Here is a 15,707-nt window from a genome sequence, read left to right on the forward strand (position 1 = left end):
GCCCCTTGTTAACGCTATGCGTTAACAAGGGGCCCTTCCTTACACCTAGGCGGGCGGCGTGGAGGAGTTGGGACGGTCGTCGCGTACGTAGACGAGCATGTCCCCGGTCTCGATTTTGACCCCGGCCGGCTCCACCACGGAGACCACCTTGCCCCGCCGGATCAACGCGATGACCAGCGCCTCCACCTCACGGGGCGAGGTACCGACCTCGTGCCGCTCGGCCGAGCGCATCGCCAGCGCCATGCCCTGACCGGGGGTGAGCAGGTCCTCGACCACGTCGATCAGCGGCGGCGCGGAGGTGGAGAGGCCGAGCAGGCGACCGGCCGTGGCCGACGAGACGATCACGTGGTGCGCACCGCTCTGCTTCAGCAGCGGCGCGTTCTCCGCCTCCCGTACGGCCGCGATGATCCGCACCTGGCCGGCGGTGAGCTGACGTACGGTCAGGGCGACCAGCACCGAGGCGTCGTCGCTGTCGGTCGCGATGATCACCGCCTTGGCGTTCTTGACGTGCGCCTCGTTCAGCACCGACGAACGGGTCGCGGAGCCCTCGATCGCGACCAGCCCGGCCGAGGTGGCCTGCCGTACGGCGGTCGCGCTCCGCTCGACCACCACGATCCTCGACTTGTCGAAGTCGGTTTCGAGCAGCGCGCTGATGGCACTGCGGCCCTTGGTGCCGTAGCCGCAGATGATGACGTGGTCCTTCACAGTTCTCCTCCACCGCGTCATGCGGAGGTTGGTGCGGTACTGCTCGGTCAGGACTTCCAGCGTGGTACCGACCAGGATGATCAGGAAGAGCACCCGGGCGGGCGTGATGACCAGTACGTTCACCAGTCGGGCCGAGGGCGAGATCGGTGTGATGTCGCCGTACCCGGTGGTCGAGAGGGTGACCACCGCGTAGTAGGCGCAGTCGAGCAGGGTGAGGTTGTCCTCGTTGACGTCCCGGTAGCCGTCCCGGTCCAGCCAGACCACGAACACGATGATCAGCACCAGGCCGACCGCGGCGAGGACCCGCAGGCTGAGGGCGCGTAACGGCCCCTGCCGGACGGCGGGGAAATGGATCACCGCAGGCTCGTTGCGGTCACCACGATCAGCTGCACGCCCACAACATAGCGGGTACGGGCGCTCGCGGACGCACGGGCGGTCGACACGACGTACCCGGACGTCCGACCGCCGGGGCGACCGCCATCCGCCCGATCCGCCGACACACCCCGGGCGCCGCGTCGGCACGCCACCCGGCAACAAAACGCCGACCGCCCTGCACATGCGCCTGTTTCAACGCATGTCGTCAAATATTCACGCGCCATAGAGATCGACGTCCTGCGATTCGCGGAAACTTGCCCAATCCGGTGACCCGCCGGTAACAAACCCCTTTCCGATGCCCCACCAATGGCATCCCTGTTCGGAGGTATCCCCCATGCCCCGTCGGATCACCACCCTGTTCGCCGGAGCCGCGTTCGCGCTGCTCGGCCTGCTGGGTGTCGCCTCGCCCGCAGCCGCGGTGACGCCCGCGCAGAAGCTCTCCGTGCTCACCAGCTGGACCCAGACCAGCGCGAGCAGCTACAACGCCTGGAACGCGGCACGCACCAACCGGGCCCCGTGGGCCGAGTACCAGTTCGACTGGTCGACCGACTACTGCTCGACCAGCCCGGACAACCCCCTCGGGTTCAACTTCGAGCTCTCCTGCTACCGGCACGATTTCGGGTACCGCAACTTCAAGGCCGTCGGCCAGTTCCCGGCCAACAAGTCCCGGGTGGACAGTGCCTTCTACGAGGACCTGAAGCGGGTCTGCGCAACGTACAACTCGGTGGTCCGACCGGCCTGCGTCAGCCTGGCCTGGATCTATTACCAGGCGGTCAACGTCTTCGGCAAGGTGGTCGTCAGCCAGGCGGAGCTGGACCGGGTGGCCAAGATGAAGTCCGACGCCGAACGCGCCGCCGGACTGGTCCACTAACTCACGTCGCCGGCAGCAAGCCTGTCCCGCCGAGTGCCGGCGGGACAGGCACCGCCACCTGCCGGCGAGTTCCGGCAGGTGGCGGCGGGTGCCGGCGAGTTCCGGCAGGTGGCGGCGGGCCAGGTGCCGGCGGGTGGCGGCACCCTGATCCGTACGGTGGGCGACCGGTCAGGAGCCGGGTTGCTCGCGCCGGTCGAGAACGTCGCCGGGCGACTCGGCGGGAATGGCCTCCCGGGTCGACCACGTACGCTGCGTCGGCGGTTCCACCGCCGAGAACCGCATCGAACCGGCGGCCAGGTCCGGGTGGTCCACCGCGAGCGCCACGGCCGCCGCCTCCTCCAGGGTCAGCTCGGCCCCCTCGGCATAGGCCGCGTCGAACGCCGCGTCGCCCAGCACGCCCCGCAACCCCGCCTGCTCCTCCAGCCAGTAGGGACCGAACATCCCGGGGGTGCTGCGCATCGCCGACCGGGTCGCCTGAGCCGCGCCGAACAACCGGGCGGAGGTGACCGGGTCACCGCCCCAGGCGCAGCGCACCGCGATCGCGTTGATCGTGTCGCAGGCCCGTCCGTGGAAGCCGTGTGCCATCCGGGACCGGAGCGCCACCACGAGATGGTCGTGCGCGGCGACCAGGTCACCCCGGGAGAGCGCCACCATGCCGAGCAGCATGTCGACCGATCGGCGGGCCCGCTCGGTCGGCCGGGCCGCCTCCACCGGCCGGGCCGCACCGAGCAGTTCGGCGGCCTCGTCCAGCTCGCAGCGGCGCCAGAGCAGCTCGGCCAGGCTGTAGACGGCGAAGAGCGCGTCGCCCGACACGTCGTTCTGGTGGGCCCAGGCGATCACCTCACGGCAGACCCGCTCGGCCTCGGCGAGCTGACCCATGTCGATCAACGGTGCGGCCCGGCCGGCGAGCACCCGGGCCTGTAGCCCGGCGTCGCCGGCCTGTCGCGCGGCCGACTCGGCCCGCTGGGAGAACCTCAGCTCCTCGGCGAACTCACCGTCCGCGCCGGCGTGCAGCGAATGCATGTGGTACGCCGCCGCCAGCTCCGCCTCGGGAATCCGCTCACCGGTCTCGGCGATCCGCCCGTAGAGCCGGAACAACCAGAGTCGCCCCTCCCGGGCCAGACCCCGCTCACGCCACCACTGGTCGAGCCCGCTGGCCAGCCGCAGCCCCTGCCGGGCGCTGCCGCCGGTGGCGGTCCAGCGCAGCGCGGCGCGCATCTCGTCGGCGAGCGGGTCGAGCGCGTACAGCGACAGGGTCACCGGTCGGTCGTCCGGACCGAGGTAGGCCCGTTCCAGCGCGTGCAGGGACCAGGCGACGTGCCGGTCCCGGGCACCCTGCTCCTCGCCCGCGTCCACCAGCCGCCGGGCGGCGTACGCGCGGATCGGGTCGAGCATCCGGTAGGTGCTGCCGGAGATGTTCGGCTCGACCTGGATCATCGACTTGTCGGCCAGCACCGAGAGCGGGTCGAGCGGGTCGTCGTCGAGCAGCCACTCCACGGTGGCCAGGTCCACCGGGCCGGAGAAGACGGCCAGCCAGCGCAGCAGCCGGGCGGCCCGGGGCCCCAGGGTCCGGTACGACCAGGTGACGGTCGCCTGCATGGTGTTGTGCCGTTGGGTGGCCGAGCGCTGGGCGGCACGGGCGGCGGCCACCGGGGCGACACCGAGCGCGGCGGCGGCCAGGTCGACCGTGTCGTGCTGGTTGGCCACCCAGCGGGGCACCTGCACGGTCGGCGGTTCGGGTTCGTCCCGTCCGGCGTCCAGCGCGCCGAGTACGTCGTCGAGCCGCCCGGCGAGCTGACTGGCCGAGAGGACCCGGAGCCGGGCCGCGGCCAGCTCGATCGCGAGCGGCAACCCGTCCAGCCGGGCCACCACCCGTTCCAGGTCGGCCGCCTCGGCCGGGGTGGACCGGCGACCGCCCCGCGCCGCGACGGTACGGTCCAGCAGCAACGCGATCGCGTCGCTCGGTGCGCCGTTCGGCCCCGGGTCGACCGAGAGCGGTGGAATCCGCCACACCACCTCACCGGGCAGGCCGAGGGATTCTCGACTGGTGGCCAGCACCCGTACCCCGCTGCCGCCGGTGAGCAGTCGGGCGATGACCTCGGCGCAGGCGGCCGGCTGGGCGTCGCAGGTGTCGAGCAGGACCAGCATCCGCCGTGAGGCGGCGTATTCCACCAGGGTCTCGGCCATCGGCCGACCCGGCTCCGGACGCAGCCCGAGCACCGCGGCGATGGCAAACGCGACCAGCCCCGGGTCGGTGACCGCCGCGATGTCGACAAACCAGACCCCGTCCGGGTACGTCTCCACGTCCGCCCCGGCCACCTCGACCGCGAGCCGGGTCTTGCCGGCGCCCCCGGCCCCCACCACGGTCACCAGCCGGTGCTCGTTGACCAGCCGGTCCAACTCGGCCCGCTCGGCCCTGCGCCCCACGAACGAGGTGACCTGGGTCGGCAGATTGTGCGGTACGGCATCGGCGGTACGCGGCCGGGGGAACTGCCGCTCCAGGCCCGGGGCGACGAGTTGGAACAGTCGCTCCCGGTCGTCGAAGCCACGCAGCCGGTGCAGCCCCAGGTCGAGCAGGGAGGCGCCGGGCGGCAGCGGTGCCGCGTGCCGGGCGGTGGCGCCGGAGCAGAGCACCTGCCCACCGTGCGCCGCCGCCGCGATCCGGGCCGCCCGGTGCACCTCGGCGCTGGCGTACTCCCCGGCGAGGGGCTCGGCGTGCCCGGTGTGCAGTCCCATCCGGACCCTCGGGGCGGCCTCGGGGGTCGGCCACTCGTGGCTGGCCAGCGCGCGTTGGGCGGTCAGGCACGCGTCCAGCGCCGCGGCGGCGTCAGCGAACGCGATGAAAAACGAGTCACCTTCGGTGAACAGTTCGGTGCCGTCGCTCGCGGCCAGCGTCGATCGGAGGAGTCTTCGGTGCTCGCTGAGCACCGGTCGATAACCCGAACCGAGCATCTGGGCCAACCGGGTTGACCCCTCGATGTCGGTGAACATGAAAGTCACCAGCCCACTCGGCAGGTGGATCCGTACCGACATGCGTGGAACCTCCGCCCCCTGGAAGTCGCGTTCATGCTGCCGCATTTCGACGTCACAGCGCATCGTAGGAACGGACGGGGCGAGACGGCCCCAAGGTGCTAACCCGCTACGTGACCATGGAACAACGACTTAACGCATGCTTCCCGAGCATTTGGACGATCACGACAGACCACCTAATAGTGGCAGATCGGTCGGACGCCCTCCACGTTGGGCGGAGCCCGGTGCTCAGCAGCCGCAGGCACCACCACAGCAACCGCCACCGGCCGGGCTGACCGGACCGCCCGACGCCGATCCCCCGCGCCCGGTCACCGAGACCGCCGATAGCAGTTTCACCGTGTCGTCGTGCCCCTGCGGGCAGGAGGCGGGCGCGGACGCCTCGGCCATCGGTCGATTGATCTCGAAAGTGTCGCCGCACGCGCGGCAGCGGAACTCGTACCGGGGCATGCCAACAGGGTACGACCGCGCCTGACGTTTTTCCCCGGATGGGTAATACTCGACGCGTGGCGGACCGGGAGGGGCGCGTGGTGAACGGGGCGGACGGTACGACGGCTCGGCAGCTCCGGCCAGCCGCGCCAGCATTGGACGGACCACTCGACGGGCCGCTCGCCAGCTCCGGTGCCGCGCCCGGCCCCGACGGGCCACGTCCGGTCTCCGGGCCCACACCCGTCCGCGACGGGCAGGTCACCCGTTCGGCGGCCGCACCGGCGTTCGACACCCCGCTAGCCAATTCCGGCGCCGCTCCCGAGGCGGGCTCCACCGCCGCCGCGACCGCGCCGACGCCCGCCGTGCCGGCCCAGAGAACAACTCCTGAACTGACGACGAAAACTCCGGACGGCACCGAGGCGGCTCCTGACGCGACGGAGACCAGCCCGGCCGAAACCGAGCAGACCCCGGACAAGGCCGACGCGACCCCCGGCGGAACGACCACCAGCCCGGACGGGACCGAGCAGACCCCGGACAAGGCCGACGCGACCCCCGACGGGACGACGACCAGCCCGGACGGGACGGGGACGAGCCCGGACGGGACGGGGACGAGCCCGGACGGGACGGGGACGAGCCCGGACGGGTCGGGGACGAGCCCGGACGGGTCGGGCGAGTCGGCCCCGGCGAACCGGGGCCGACGCAGCCGGGTGCCGTTCGCGCACGCCCTGCGCCGGGTTCCGCCGGTCCGTCAGCTACCCGCCCGGTCGGCCCGAGCGGTCCGCACCTGGTCCAGGGGAGGCAGCGGGCGGCTCGTGCTGCCCGCGATGTTCATCCTGGTGCTGGTCGCGGCGGCCGGACTGGCCGGCGGAGTGCTGATCCCGGCGACGGCGCACACCCCGCCCTCGCGTGCCGGCGCCGGCGATCCGTCGGGCGTCGACCTCGGCACCGCCGCCCCGAACCTGCCGGGCGGATCGGCCGCACCCTCCGGAGCCGGCCTGCCGCCGACCGGGCTGCCGGGCACCGGACCCACCGGTACGGCACCGGCGCCGACCGCTCGCCCGGCGGACGTACTGACCGGCTGGGCGCAGCAGACCTCGACCCGTACCGGCATCCCGCCGGTCGCCATGCAGGCGTACGGCTACGCCGAGCTGGTGTTGGCGCAGACGACCCCGGCCTGCAAGCTGACCTGGACCACGCTGGCCGCGATCGGGTACGTCGAGTCGAGGCACGGCAGCGCGAACCAGAACACGGTCGACGCCAAGGGTGTCTCCACCCCCGGCATCATCGGCGATCCGCTGGACGGCAACGGCGGCCGGATGCGGATCATGGACACCGACGACGGCCGGCTCGACGGGGACCTCACCTACGACCGGGCGGTCGGGCCGATGCAGTTCATCCCCACCACCTGGCAGGAGAACGGGGCCGACGCCGACAACGACGGCGTGAAGAACCCTCAGGATCTCGATGACGCCGCACTTGCGGCCGGTAACTATCTGTGCAAGGGCAGCCGCAACCTCTCCGTCGCCGAGGACTGGTGGAACGCCATCCTCTCCTACAACGACGTGCGGGTTTACGCTCAGGACGTGTTCAACAAGGCCAACGAGTACGGCGCCAACAGCCGAGCGTAGTCTGGACGTAGCGTAATGGCCCACGTACATTGAAGAATTGGCCACTTTCGCCGGACTGCGGTTAGCGGCAAGCTGTACTGGTGATGGTGCGCGAGTGGGATCCCCGGACCGCGTCGTCGGCCGAGATCGAGTCGTTGCTGGACACTGTCAACGCGGCCTTCGCGGCGGACCTCCCGGCCGATCCCCAGTGGCGGAACAGCTCGCTCCGGGAGTATCTGGCCGAGGTGATGCCGGGCGAGCGGCGGATCTCCTGGATCGCCCAGGAGGAGACCGCCGACGGCACCCCGGGCCGGATCATGGGACACGTTCACGTCCTGCTACTCGGCGACATCGGCGTGATCGACGTGCTCGTTCATCCTGAACAGCGCCGGCAGGGGCTGGGGCGGAAGTTGATCGCCAAGGCCGCCCGACGCACCTATCAGGAGGGTTTCTCCCTCATCGGGGTGGAGGTCATCGGCGACACTCCGGCGATCGGCTTCTTCGAGGCGCTCGGCTTCGCCCGGGAGTATGTCGAGACCCGCAGCGTGCTACGCCTGTCCACGGTGGACTGGGTGACCCTGGAGGAGATGGCGCGCGGGATCAGCTCCGGCTACCGGCTGGAGTTCTTCCCCGGCGGCCCGCCGGACGAGATGCTCGACGCGTACGCGCGGGCCAAGGCCGAGATCCGCGACATCGACGACGGCGACCTCGATCTGCGGCCGAGTTCGTACGATCCGCAGCGGCTGCGGGACAGCCTGAGCTGCCTGCACCGCCGGGGCATGAAGCCCTACATCGTGCTGGCCGTGCACGAGCGCAGCGGCGAGGTGGCCGGCCTGACCGAGGTGGTGGTGCCGGCCCAGCACCCGACCCGGGCCGACCAGTACGACACCATCGTGGTCCGGGACCACCGGGGCTACGGCATCGACCGGGCGATGAAGGCCCGGATGCTCTTCGAGCTGCGCGCCGCCGAGCCCGACCTGGCCGAGGTGCAGACCTGGAACGCGCAGGCGAACGAGCCGATGCTCAAGGTCAACGCGGAGCTGGGGTTCCGGGCCGAGCGAGACTGGTGCGAGTACGGCGTGAACGTGGCCGAACTGGTGCACCGGCTCGACGCCACCGGCGTCACCGCCCCCTGACCCGGCGGGCGGCGACGCCCCGGGTCAGTGGCCCTCGCGGCGCAGCAGCTCCGCCGCCTCGACGGCCCAGTAGGTGAGGATGACCTGGGCCCCGGCACGCCGGATCGAGGTGAGCGTCTCCAGAATCGCCCGCTCCCGCTCCACCCAGCCGTTCGCCGCGGCGGCCTCGACCATCGCGTACTCGCCGGAGACCTGGTAGGCGGCGACCGGGACGTCGACCGTGGCGCGGACCGCGGCGAGCACGTCGAGATACGGCAGCGCCGGCTTGACCATCACCAGGTCGGCGCCCTCGGCGATGTCCAGCTCGACCTCGCGCAGCGACTCGCGCAGGTTGCCCGGGTCCTGCTGGTAGGTCTTCCGGTCGCCCTGGAGCGGTGACTCGACCGCGTCCCGGAACGGGCCGTAGAACGCCGAGGCGTACTTCGCCGCGTACGCGAGGATCGAGGTTTCGGTGTAGCCGGCGTCGTCGAGCGCCTTGCGGATCACGCCGACCTGGCCGTCCATCATCCCGGACGGGCCGACCATGTGCGCCCCGGCGGCGGCCTGGGCCACCCCCATCTCGGCGTACGCGGCCAGGGTGGCGTCGTTGTCCACGCCGCCGTCCGGGCCGAGCAGGCCGCAGTGCCCGTGCGAGGTGAACTCGTCCAGGCAGAGGTCGCTCATCAGCACCGTGCTGTCGCCCAGCTCGGCGGCGAGGTCACGGAGGGCCATGTTGAGGATGCCGTCCGGGTCGAGCCCGCCGGAGCCCCGCTCGTCCCGGGTCTCCGGCACGCCGAAGAGCATGATGCCGCCCACCCCGGCCCGGACCGCCTCGACCGCCGCTTTGCGCAGCGAGTCCCGCGAGTGCTGGAGCACCCCGGGCAGGGTGCCGATCGGGCGGGGCTCGGTCAACCCCTCCTTGACGAACATCGGCAGCACCAGGTCGGCCGGGGCCACCCGGGTCTCGGTCACCAGCCGACGGATCGCCGGCGTACGCCGCAGCCGGCGCGGCCGGATGTCCGGGTAAGACATGGTTCCTCCCACGACCCGTGGCTCACGGGTCACCACTCCAGGCTACGACCGCCGCCCGGATCCCATCACTCGGTCAGCGGAACCGCAGCGCGGTCGGCCCCTGCACCTTCGAGCCACGGCGCTGCTTGGCCGGCATCGCGGCCAGCTTCTCGCGCAGCTCGACGGCGTACGAGGCGAGCGCCTCCACCAGGTCGGGCACCGAGGCGTTGGTCGGCTGGGCGTCCACCCGCAGGCCGAACTCGGTCGCCGTCTCGGCCGTCTTCGGTCCGATCACCGCCACCACGGTACGGGGGTGCGGCTTGCCCGCGATACCCACCAGATTGCGCACCGTCGATGAGGAGGTGAACAGGACCGCGTCGAACCCGCCCGACTTGATCGCGTCCCGGATCTCGGCCGGCGGCGGCGCCGCTCGGACGGTCCGATAGGCGGTCACGTCGTCGACCTCCCAGCCGCGCTCGGTGAGCCCGGCCGCGAGCGTCTCGGTGGCGATGTCGGCGCGCGGCAGCAGCACCCGGCCGACCGGGTCGAGGATCTCGTCGTGCGGCGAGAACTCGGCCAGCAGTCCCTCCGAGGACTGGTCCCCGGCCGGGACCAGCTCGGGCTGGATGCCGAAGGCACGGACCGCGTCGGCGGTCGCCTCGCCGATACAGGCGATCTTGACGCCGCCGAAGTGGCGGGCGTCCAGGCCGTGCTCGGCGAACTTCTCCCAGACCGCGCGTACGGCGTTGACCGAGGTGAAGATCACCCAGGCGTACCTGCCGTCGACCAGGCCCTTGACCGCCCGCTCCATCTGGGCCGGGGTACGCGGCGGCTCGACCGCGATGGTCGGCACCTCGCACGGGATCGCCCCGTACGCGCGCAGCCGGGCGCTCATCACACCGGCCTGCTCCTTGGTCCGCGGCACCAGCACCTTCCAGCCGTACAGCGGGCGGTTCTCCCACCAGCTCAACTTGTCCCGCTGGCTGACCCCGGCGCCCAGGGTGAGCACGACCCGCCCGGTGAAGCCGAGCGCGGCGGCGACAAAGCTGTCCACGGTCGAGGTGGTGGTGTACTGCGTCTCGCCGGTGCCGTCGCCGGTCACCCCGACCGGGGTGGTGCCGTCGACGCCGACCGCGAGCAGTCCGTCCCGGATCGCCGCGAGGTCACCGGCGTCCACGGCGAGCGCCAGCGAACCCCGGTTGATCGCCCCGGCGAGCGCCTCGAAGTCGAGCGCGGTGACGTCGTCGACGTCGGCGGCGGTGCGTACGCCCGGCAGCGGGACCCCGGCGTAGCTGGCCACGCCCTCGGCCTGGCCGATGCCCGGAACCACCTCGAAGTGCACCGCGGTACGGACGACCGCCTGCACCTCCTTGACCACCGAGTCGTGGCCGAACGGGTCACCGGCGACGAGGTGTACCGCCGACAGGCCCGAGCGGGCCGCGGAGATCAACACCTTTGCGACGTCCCCGGGAGCGCCCTCGGCCGGGCTGAACTGGGCGTCCTCCTTGGCCTCGGCGCGCAGGACGTCGAGCAGGGACTCGGGGACTCCCCGGTCGAAGATGACCTGATCGGCCTCGACCAGCGCGTCGTGCGCCCGGCGGGTCAGCAGACCCGGGTCGCCGGGACCGGCCCCGACGAACGCGATGTGGCCTGCGGGCTTACGGGTGCGGATCATGGCTGTGCTCCAAAATGCTGGGTCCTCGCGCCGGGGTGCGTAGGCGTACCGAGGATCGAGTCGGCGCCGAGGTCGAGGAGTTCGGCGGCGAGCGCCTTACCGATCTCCACCGCCTCGGCGGGCGTACCGGTGCGGGACAGCCGGAGGTCGAACGAGCCGTCCGGACTGATCACCGCCCCGCGCAGGTAGATCTCATCGCCGTCGTCGCCCTCGGCGAGTTCCGCGAATGCGGCGACCGGAGCGCTACAGCCGGCCTCCAGGGTGGCCAGCAACGCCCGTTCCGCGGTGATCGCGGCCCGGGTCGGCGCGTGGTCGAGTACGGCGAGCAGCTCGATCAGATCCGGGTCGTCGGCCCGGCATTCGACCGCGAGGGCACCCTGGGCGGGCGCCGGCAACATCAGCATCGGATCGAGCGTCTCGGTGATCTCGGCGGTACGGCCGAGCCGGGTCAGTCCGGCCCGGGCCAGTACCACCGCGTCAAGGTCCGCGTCCGGGCCGAGCACCCGCGCCACGCGGGTGTCGACGTTGCCGCGGATCGGGGTGACCGTCAACTGCAGGCCGAGCGCGTGGAGCTGGGCGATCCGGCGCAGCGCGCCGGTGCCCACGGTCGCGCCGGGGGGCAGCTCGGCCAGGGTGCGGCCGTCCCGGGCGATCAGCGCGTCGCGCGGGTCCTCGCGTTCCGGCACGGCGGCGATGTGCAGCCCGGCCGCGGCCGCCGTCGGCAGGTCCTTGTACGAGTGGACGGCGAAGTCGATCTCCCTGGCGGTGAGCGCGTCGCGCAGCGCGGAGACAAAGACCCCGACGCCGAGCCGGCTCACCGGCGCGCTGGAGCGGTCGCCGGCGGTGACCACCTCGACCAGTTCGACCTCGCGCCCGGTCGCGGCGCTGACCGCGGCGGCCACCCGGCCGGACTGGGCCAGGGCCAGGGCGCTGCCCCGGGTGCCCAGGCGTAGTGCGGTCACCGTTGCGCTCCTTCGGAGGGGTGCGACACGTGCGCGGCGATGTCGGGGACGGTGTCGACCTGTGAGGTGCCCGGCACCTCCAGGTCGAAGAGCTCGCGCAGCAGGGCGGTGTACTGGTCGCCGCCGGGCTCGGCGGCGAGCTGCCGGACCCGTACGGTCGGCGAGTGCAGCAGCCGCTGCACCACCCGGTGCACGGTGTGCGCGACGTCGGCCCGCTGCTCGTCGGTGAAGTCCGGGCGGCGCTGGGCCAGCCGGCGCAGTTCGGCGGTGACCACCTCGTCGGCCCGCGCCCGCAGCGCGGCCACGGTGGGGAGCACGTCGGCACCGCGCAGCCAGACCAGGAAGCTGGCGACCTCGCTGCTGACGATCTCGGCGACCGCGGCGGCGTCGGTGGCGGCGGGTCCGTCGGCGAGTTCGGCGGCGAGCCGGTCGATGTCGATCACGAGTACGCCGGGCAGCTCGGCGACCTCCGCGTCGACGTCCCGGGGGACCGCGAGGTCGAGCAGGACCAGTGGGGTGTCCGGCCGGCTGTTGGCCCGCAGCGCCAGGGCGGCGGCCACCGTCTCCCGGGTCAGCACCGGCTCGATCGCCGCGGTCGCGGTGACCACGATGTCCACAGTGGACAGGGCTACGATAAGATCATCGAAGGGTACGGCGGTGGCGCCGTACGCCTCGGCCAACCTGGTCGCGCGACCCGCGCCCCGGTTGGTGACCGCCACCGAACCGATGCCGGTCCGGGTCAGCGTCGCCACGGCAAGCGCTCCCATCGCACCCGCGCCGACAACCAGCGCCGGCCGACCGGTGAGCGAACCGTCGAACCGGTTACCGGCGATCTCCAGACCGGCCGTCACCACGCTCTGCCCGGCCTGGTCGATGCCGGTCTCGGCGTGCGCCCGCTTGCCGACCCGGAGCGCCTGCTGCATCAGCTCGTGCAACTGTCGACCGGTCGCCTCGGCCTCGGTCGCCACGTGGTAGGCGTCCCGGAGCTGGCCGAGGATCTGCGCCTCGCCGACCACCATCGAGTCCAGCCCGGTGGCGACCCGGAAGACGTGTTCGACCGCGGCCTCGTCGTAGTGCACGTAGAGGTGGTTGGCCAGGTCGGCCGGCGCGCAGCCGGCCTCGGCGGCGAGCACCGCGCAGATGTCGCCGAGGCCGCCGTGGAAGCCGGCGACCGCCGCGTAGACCTCGACCCGGTTACAGGTGGAGACCACCACCGCCTCGCCGACGTAGGTCTGGGCGAGCAGCCGGTCCAGAATGCGCGGCAGGTCGGCGGTGGAGACGGAGAGTCGCTCCAGGGTGGCGACCGGGGCGGTGCGGTGGGACGCGCCGACTACGAGCAGGTTCACGAGCCGAGCACCTCCGTACGGTTCGGACGGGTGCGGCCCGGCGGAACGGATTCCGTCGTGCCGGGGGCGGCGGCGTCCTCGGTGCCGGTGGCGGCGAGGTCCGGATCGGCCTCCACCTCGGCCCGACCGCCGGGGAGCGCGGTGAGCGACGCCTTGCGGTGCTCGTGGAAGGAGAGGATCTGGAGCTCGATGGCGAGGTCGACCTTGCGTACGTCGACTCCCTCCGGCACCGAGAGCACGCAGGGCGCGAAGTTCAGGATGCTGGTCACACCGGCCGCCACCAGCAGGTCGGTGACCCGCTGCGCGGCGGAGGCGGGGGTGGCGATGACGCCGATCGCGATCCGCTCCTCGACCGCGGTGCGGAGCAGGTCGTCGATGTGCCGGACGGTCAACCCGTTGATCTCCTCGCCCACCCGGGCCGGGTCGGCGTCGAAGAGGGCGGCGATCCGGAAGCCGCGACTCGCGAAGCCGGCGTAACCGGCGAGAGCGTGACCGAGGTTACCCACTCCGACCAGCGCCACCGCGCGGCGATGGGTGAGTCCGAGGACGTACTCGATCTGGTCGATCAGCAGGGCGACGTCGTAGCCGACGCCCCGGGTACCGTACGAGCCGAGGTGGGAGAGGTCCTTGCGCAGCTTCGCCGAGTTGACCCCGGCCGCGGCGGCCAATCCCTCGCTGGAGACCGTGTCGTCGCCGGTTTCGGCGAGATTGTGGAGTGCGCGCAGGTACTCGGGAAGCCGGGCGACCGTCGCCTCAGGGAGATCCGGAAGCGCCGGAACGGCACCGGCGCGCCCGGACGCGCCTGCGGGGCGGTGCTGACTCATGTGACTCCGTGCGGTGCGATCCTCGACCAGCCGGAGCGGCGGGCCATTACCGGGCGCCCGCTTGCGGCCGCTGTGACCGGCTGTGCTAGCAGGGCTCGTCGGAGTAACAGAGTAGGCGCTTGTGAAGACGTGCACAAATCGCGATCTTGAGGCACCGCGACACGGCCTCACCAGCCACTCCATTCACAAGATCGGTTTCATCGCGGGATCCGTCCGCGTGGCGATTATTACTCAATTCCGACTATTCTTGCCAACTTGACAAGCTATCGTGAGTCGCCACCGACTGCCCGCAACCTGCTCGCGGGCCGCTCAGGTGGGGCCAGCCCTACCGGAAATAGGCGGGCCGACGGGATATGGAACCGCGCGTCCGGTTGCCTAGCGTGGAGGACATGACCACCGTCACCGCCAACGCCGAACCGGCACCGTCCACCATTCTGCGCCAGCTCGGCGTCGATTCGGTGTACGTACTGCTCGGGCTTCCGCTCGCACTGGCGAGTTTCGCCATATTGATCGCCGGCTTGGCGCTCGGCGCGGGCCTGATGGTGACCGTGATCGGGCTGCCGATCCTGGCCGGCACCCTCTTCGTCGCCCGGGGCTGGGCCGACATCGAGCGGCTGCGCATCCCGGCCGTACTGCACCAGCCCCGGATCCGCCCGCAGTACCGCACCGCCGAGAGCGGGGCGAGCGCCTGGCGGCGGATCTTCGTCCCGATCGCCGACGCCCAGTCCTGGCTCGACCTGGCCCACGGCATCGGCAAGCTGGTGGTGGCACTGGCCACCTTCGTGGTGACGGTGATCTGGTGGGCCGGCGCCGTCGGCGGCTCGCTCTACTGGGCGTACGACTGGACGCTGCCCCAGGGCGACGGCGACGAGGGTCTGAACGTACTGCTCGGACTCGGCGACTCGGCCGGCGCCCGGATCGGTCTGAACAGCGCGATCGGCCTCTTCTTCCTGATCACCCTCCCGGTCGTGGTACGCGGCTGCGCGCTGCTCCAGGCCAGCTTCGGTCGGGCGCTGCTGACCGGGGTGGCCGAGATGCGCAACCGGATCACGGTGCTGGAGGAGCAGAAGCGGGCCGCGGTCTCCGCCGAGGCCAGTGCCCTGCGCCGGCTCGAACGCGACATCCACGACGGCCCACAGCAACGCCTGGTCCGGCTCGCGATGGACATCAGCCGGGCCCAGCACCAGCTCTCCAGCGACCCGGAGGCGGCCCGGCGCACCCTCGACGAGGCCCTGACCCAGACCCGGGACACCCTGGCCGAACTGCGCGCTCTCTCCCGGGGCATCGCACCGCCGATCCTGGTCGACCGGGGGCTGCCCAGCGCGCTGGCCGCGCTCGCCGGGCGTGGGCTGATCCCGGTCGAACTGACCGTCGACCCGGAGCTCGGCACGCCCACCGGCCGGCTCGACCCGGCGGTGGAGAACGCCGCCTACTTCGTGGTCGCCGAGGCCCTGACCAACGTGGCCAAGCACAGCCGGGCCAGCGAGTGCTGGCTCACCGTCACCCGGGTCGACCGGAAGCTGAACATCGAGGTGATCGACGACGGCGAGGGCGGCGCCCACCTCTCCAAGGGGCACGGCCTGGCCGGCATCGCCGACCGGGTACGCGCGACCGGCGGCACCCTGACCGTGATCAGCCCGACCGGCGGCCCGACCGAGGTCCGCGCCGAGCTCCCGTGCTGACCGGGGACACCTCGAACCGGGACCCGGACCGGCAGCCGGACGACGGGCCGGACCGGGCGACGGACGACGGGCCGGACC

At 72.0% G+C, this 15,707-nt stretch carries 11 protein-coding genes and 1 pseudogene; 4 read left to right on the plus strand and 8 right to left on the minus strand.

The genetic code is table 11. The annotated features are described in order from the left end of the window. Positions 1-45 precede the first annotated feature (45 nt). On the minus strand, positions 46-1,062 hold the full coding sequence (locus tag ACI2K4_RS34480; RefSeq protein WP_404517375.1) for a potassium channel family protein: 1,017 nt from the start codon (positions 1,060-1,062) through the stop codon (positions 46-48). Between the two features lie 352 nt (positions 1,063-1,414). Here ACI2K4_RS34480 and ACI2K4_RS34485 point away from each other — a divergent pair, with 352 nt between their 5' ends. Continuing rightward, complete coding sequence (locus ACI2K4_RS34485; protein ID WP_404517376.1) at positions 1,415-1,951, plus strand: phospholipase; 537 nt, start codon at positions 1,415-1,417, stop codon at positions 1,949-1,951. Between the two features lie 168 nt (positions 1,952-2,119). Here the strand turns inward: ACI2K4_RS34485 and ACI2K4_RS34490 are convergent, their stop codons facing one another. Then, on the minus strand, positions 2,120-4,984 hold the full coding sequence (locus tag ACI2K4_RS34490; protein WP_404517377.1) for an NB-ARC domain-containing protein: 2,865 nt from the start codon (positions 4,982-4,984) through the stop codon (positions 2,120-2,122). 225 nt (positions 4,985-5,209) lie between these two features. Further along, on the minus strand, positions 5,210-5,428 hold the full coding sequence (locus tag ACI2K4_RS34495; protein ID WP_404517378.1) for a zinc ribbon domain-containing protein: 219 nt from the start codon (positions 5,426-5,428) through the stop codon (positions 5,210-5,212). A 56-nt stretch (positions 5,429-5,484) separates the two neighbouring features. Here ACI2K4_RS34495 and ACI2K4_RS34500 point away from each other — a divergent pair, with 56 nt between their 5' ends. Then, positions 5,485-7,035 carry a murein transglycosylase gene (locus tag ACI2K4_RS34500; protein WP_404517379.1) on the plus strand — a complete coding sequence of 517 codons (1,551 nt, stop codon included), beginning with the start codon at positions 5,485-5,487 and terminating at the stop codon, positions 7,033-7,035. A gap of 83 nt (positions 7,036-7,118) precedes the next feature. Continuing rightward, entirely contained in the window at positions 7,119-8,150 is a 1,032-nt protein-coding gene (locus tag ACI2K4_RS34505) for a GNAT family N-acetyltransferase (protein WP_404517411.1), read from the plus strand. 24 nt (positions 8,151-8,174) lie between these two features. Here ACI2K4_RS34505 and hemB read toward each other — a convergent pair whose 3' ends face one another. From hemB to ACI2K4_RS34530, 5 genes and pseudogenes are all read right to left on the minus strand, one after another. Then, a complete protein-coding gene (hemB, locus tag ACI2K4_RS34510) occupies positions 8,175-9,161 on the minus strand; it encodes a porphobilinogen synthase (protein WP_404517380.1) in 987 nt (328 codons plus the stop codon). A 73-nt stretch (positions 9,162-9,234) separates the two neighbouring features. After that, complete coding sequence (locus ACI2K4_RS34515; protein ID WP_404517381.1) at positions 9,235-10,815, minus strand: uroporphyrinogen-III synthase; 1,581 nt, start codon at positions 10,813-10,815, stop codon at positions 9,235-9,237. After that, the gene (gene hemC / locus ACI2K4_RS34520; RefSeq protein WP_404517382.1) at positions 10,812-11,777 is read right to left on the minus strand and encodes a hydroxymethylbilane synthase; all 966 of its coding nucleotides are present in this window, start codon (positions 11,775-11,777) and stop codon (positions 10,812-10,814) included. Before hemC ends, ACI2K4_RS34515 begins: the two co-directional genes overlap by 4 nt. After that, the gene (locus tag ACI2K4_RS34525) at positions 11,774-13,123 is read right to left on the minus strand and encodes a glutamyl-tRNA reductase (protein WP_404517383.1); all 1,350 of its coding nucleotides are present in this window, start codon (positions 13,121-13,123) and stop codon (positions 11,774-11,776) included. Before ACI2K4_RS34525 ends, hemC begins: the two co-directional genes overlap by 4 nt. A gap of 71 nt (positions 13,124-13,194) precedes the next feature. Continuing rightward, positions 13,195-13,947: pseudogene (locus ACI2K4_RS34530) on the minus strand (redox-sensing transcriptional repressor Rex); the annotation flags it as partial. 389 nt (positions 13,948-14,336) lie between these two features. On the opposite strand from ACI2K4_RS34530, the gene ACI2K4_RS34535 reads away from it, so the two are divergent. Continuing rightward, positions 14,337-15,629: a sensor histidine kinase gene (locus ACI2K4_RS34535; RefSeq protein ID WP_404517384.1), complete on the plus strand. Its 1,293-nt coding sequence runs from the start codon at positions 14,337-14,339 to the stop codon at positions 15,627-15,629. Positions 15,630-15,707 lie beyond the last annotated feature (78 nt).

It is taken from the genome of Micromonospora sp. NPDC050397, assembly GCF_044901685.1.
Lineage (GTDB): Bacteria > Actinomycetota > Actinomycetes > Mycobacteriales > Micromonosporaceae > Micromonospora_G.

Bases quoted from the DNA above. Each gene is read 5' to 3' on its own strand.
- ACI2K4_RS34495 (WP_404517378.1), bottom strand. From the start codon at position 5,428: ATGCCCCGGTACGAGTTCCGCTGCCGCGCGTGCGGCGACACTTTCGAG.
- ACI2K4_RS34485 (WP_404517376.1), top strand. From the start codon at position 1,415: ATGCCCCGTCGGATCACCACCCTGTTCGCCGGAGCCGCGTTCGCGCTG.
- ACI2K4_RS34490 (WP_404517377.1), bottom strand. From the start codon at position 4,984: ATGTCGGTACGGATCCACCTGCCGAGTGGGCTGGTGACTTTCATGTTC.
- hemB (WP_404517380.1), bottom strand. From the start codon at position 9,161: ATGTCTTACCCGGACATCCGGCCGCGCCGGCTGCGGCGTACGCCGGCG.
- ACI2K4_RS34505 (WP_404517411.1), top strand. From the start codon at position 7,119: ATGGTGCGCGAGTGGGATCCCCGGACCGCGTCGTCGGCCGAGATCGAG.
- ACI2K4_RS34535 (WP_404517384.1), top strand. From the start codon at position 14,337: ATGACCACCGTCACCGCCAACGCCGAACCGGCACCGTCCACCATTCTG.
- ACI2K4_RS34515 (WP_404517381.1), bottom strand. From the start codon at position 10,815: ATGATCCGCACCCGTAAGCCCGCAGGCCACATCGCGTTCGTCGGGGCC.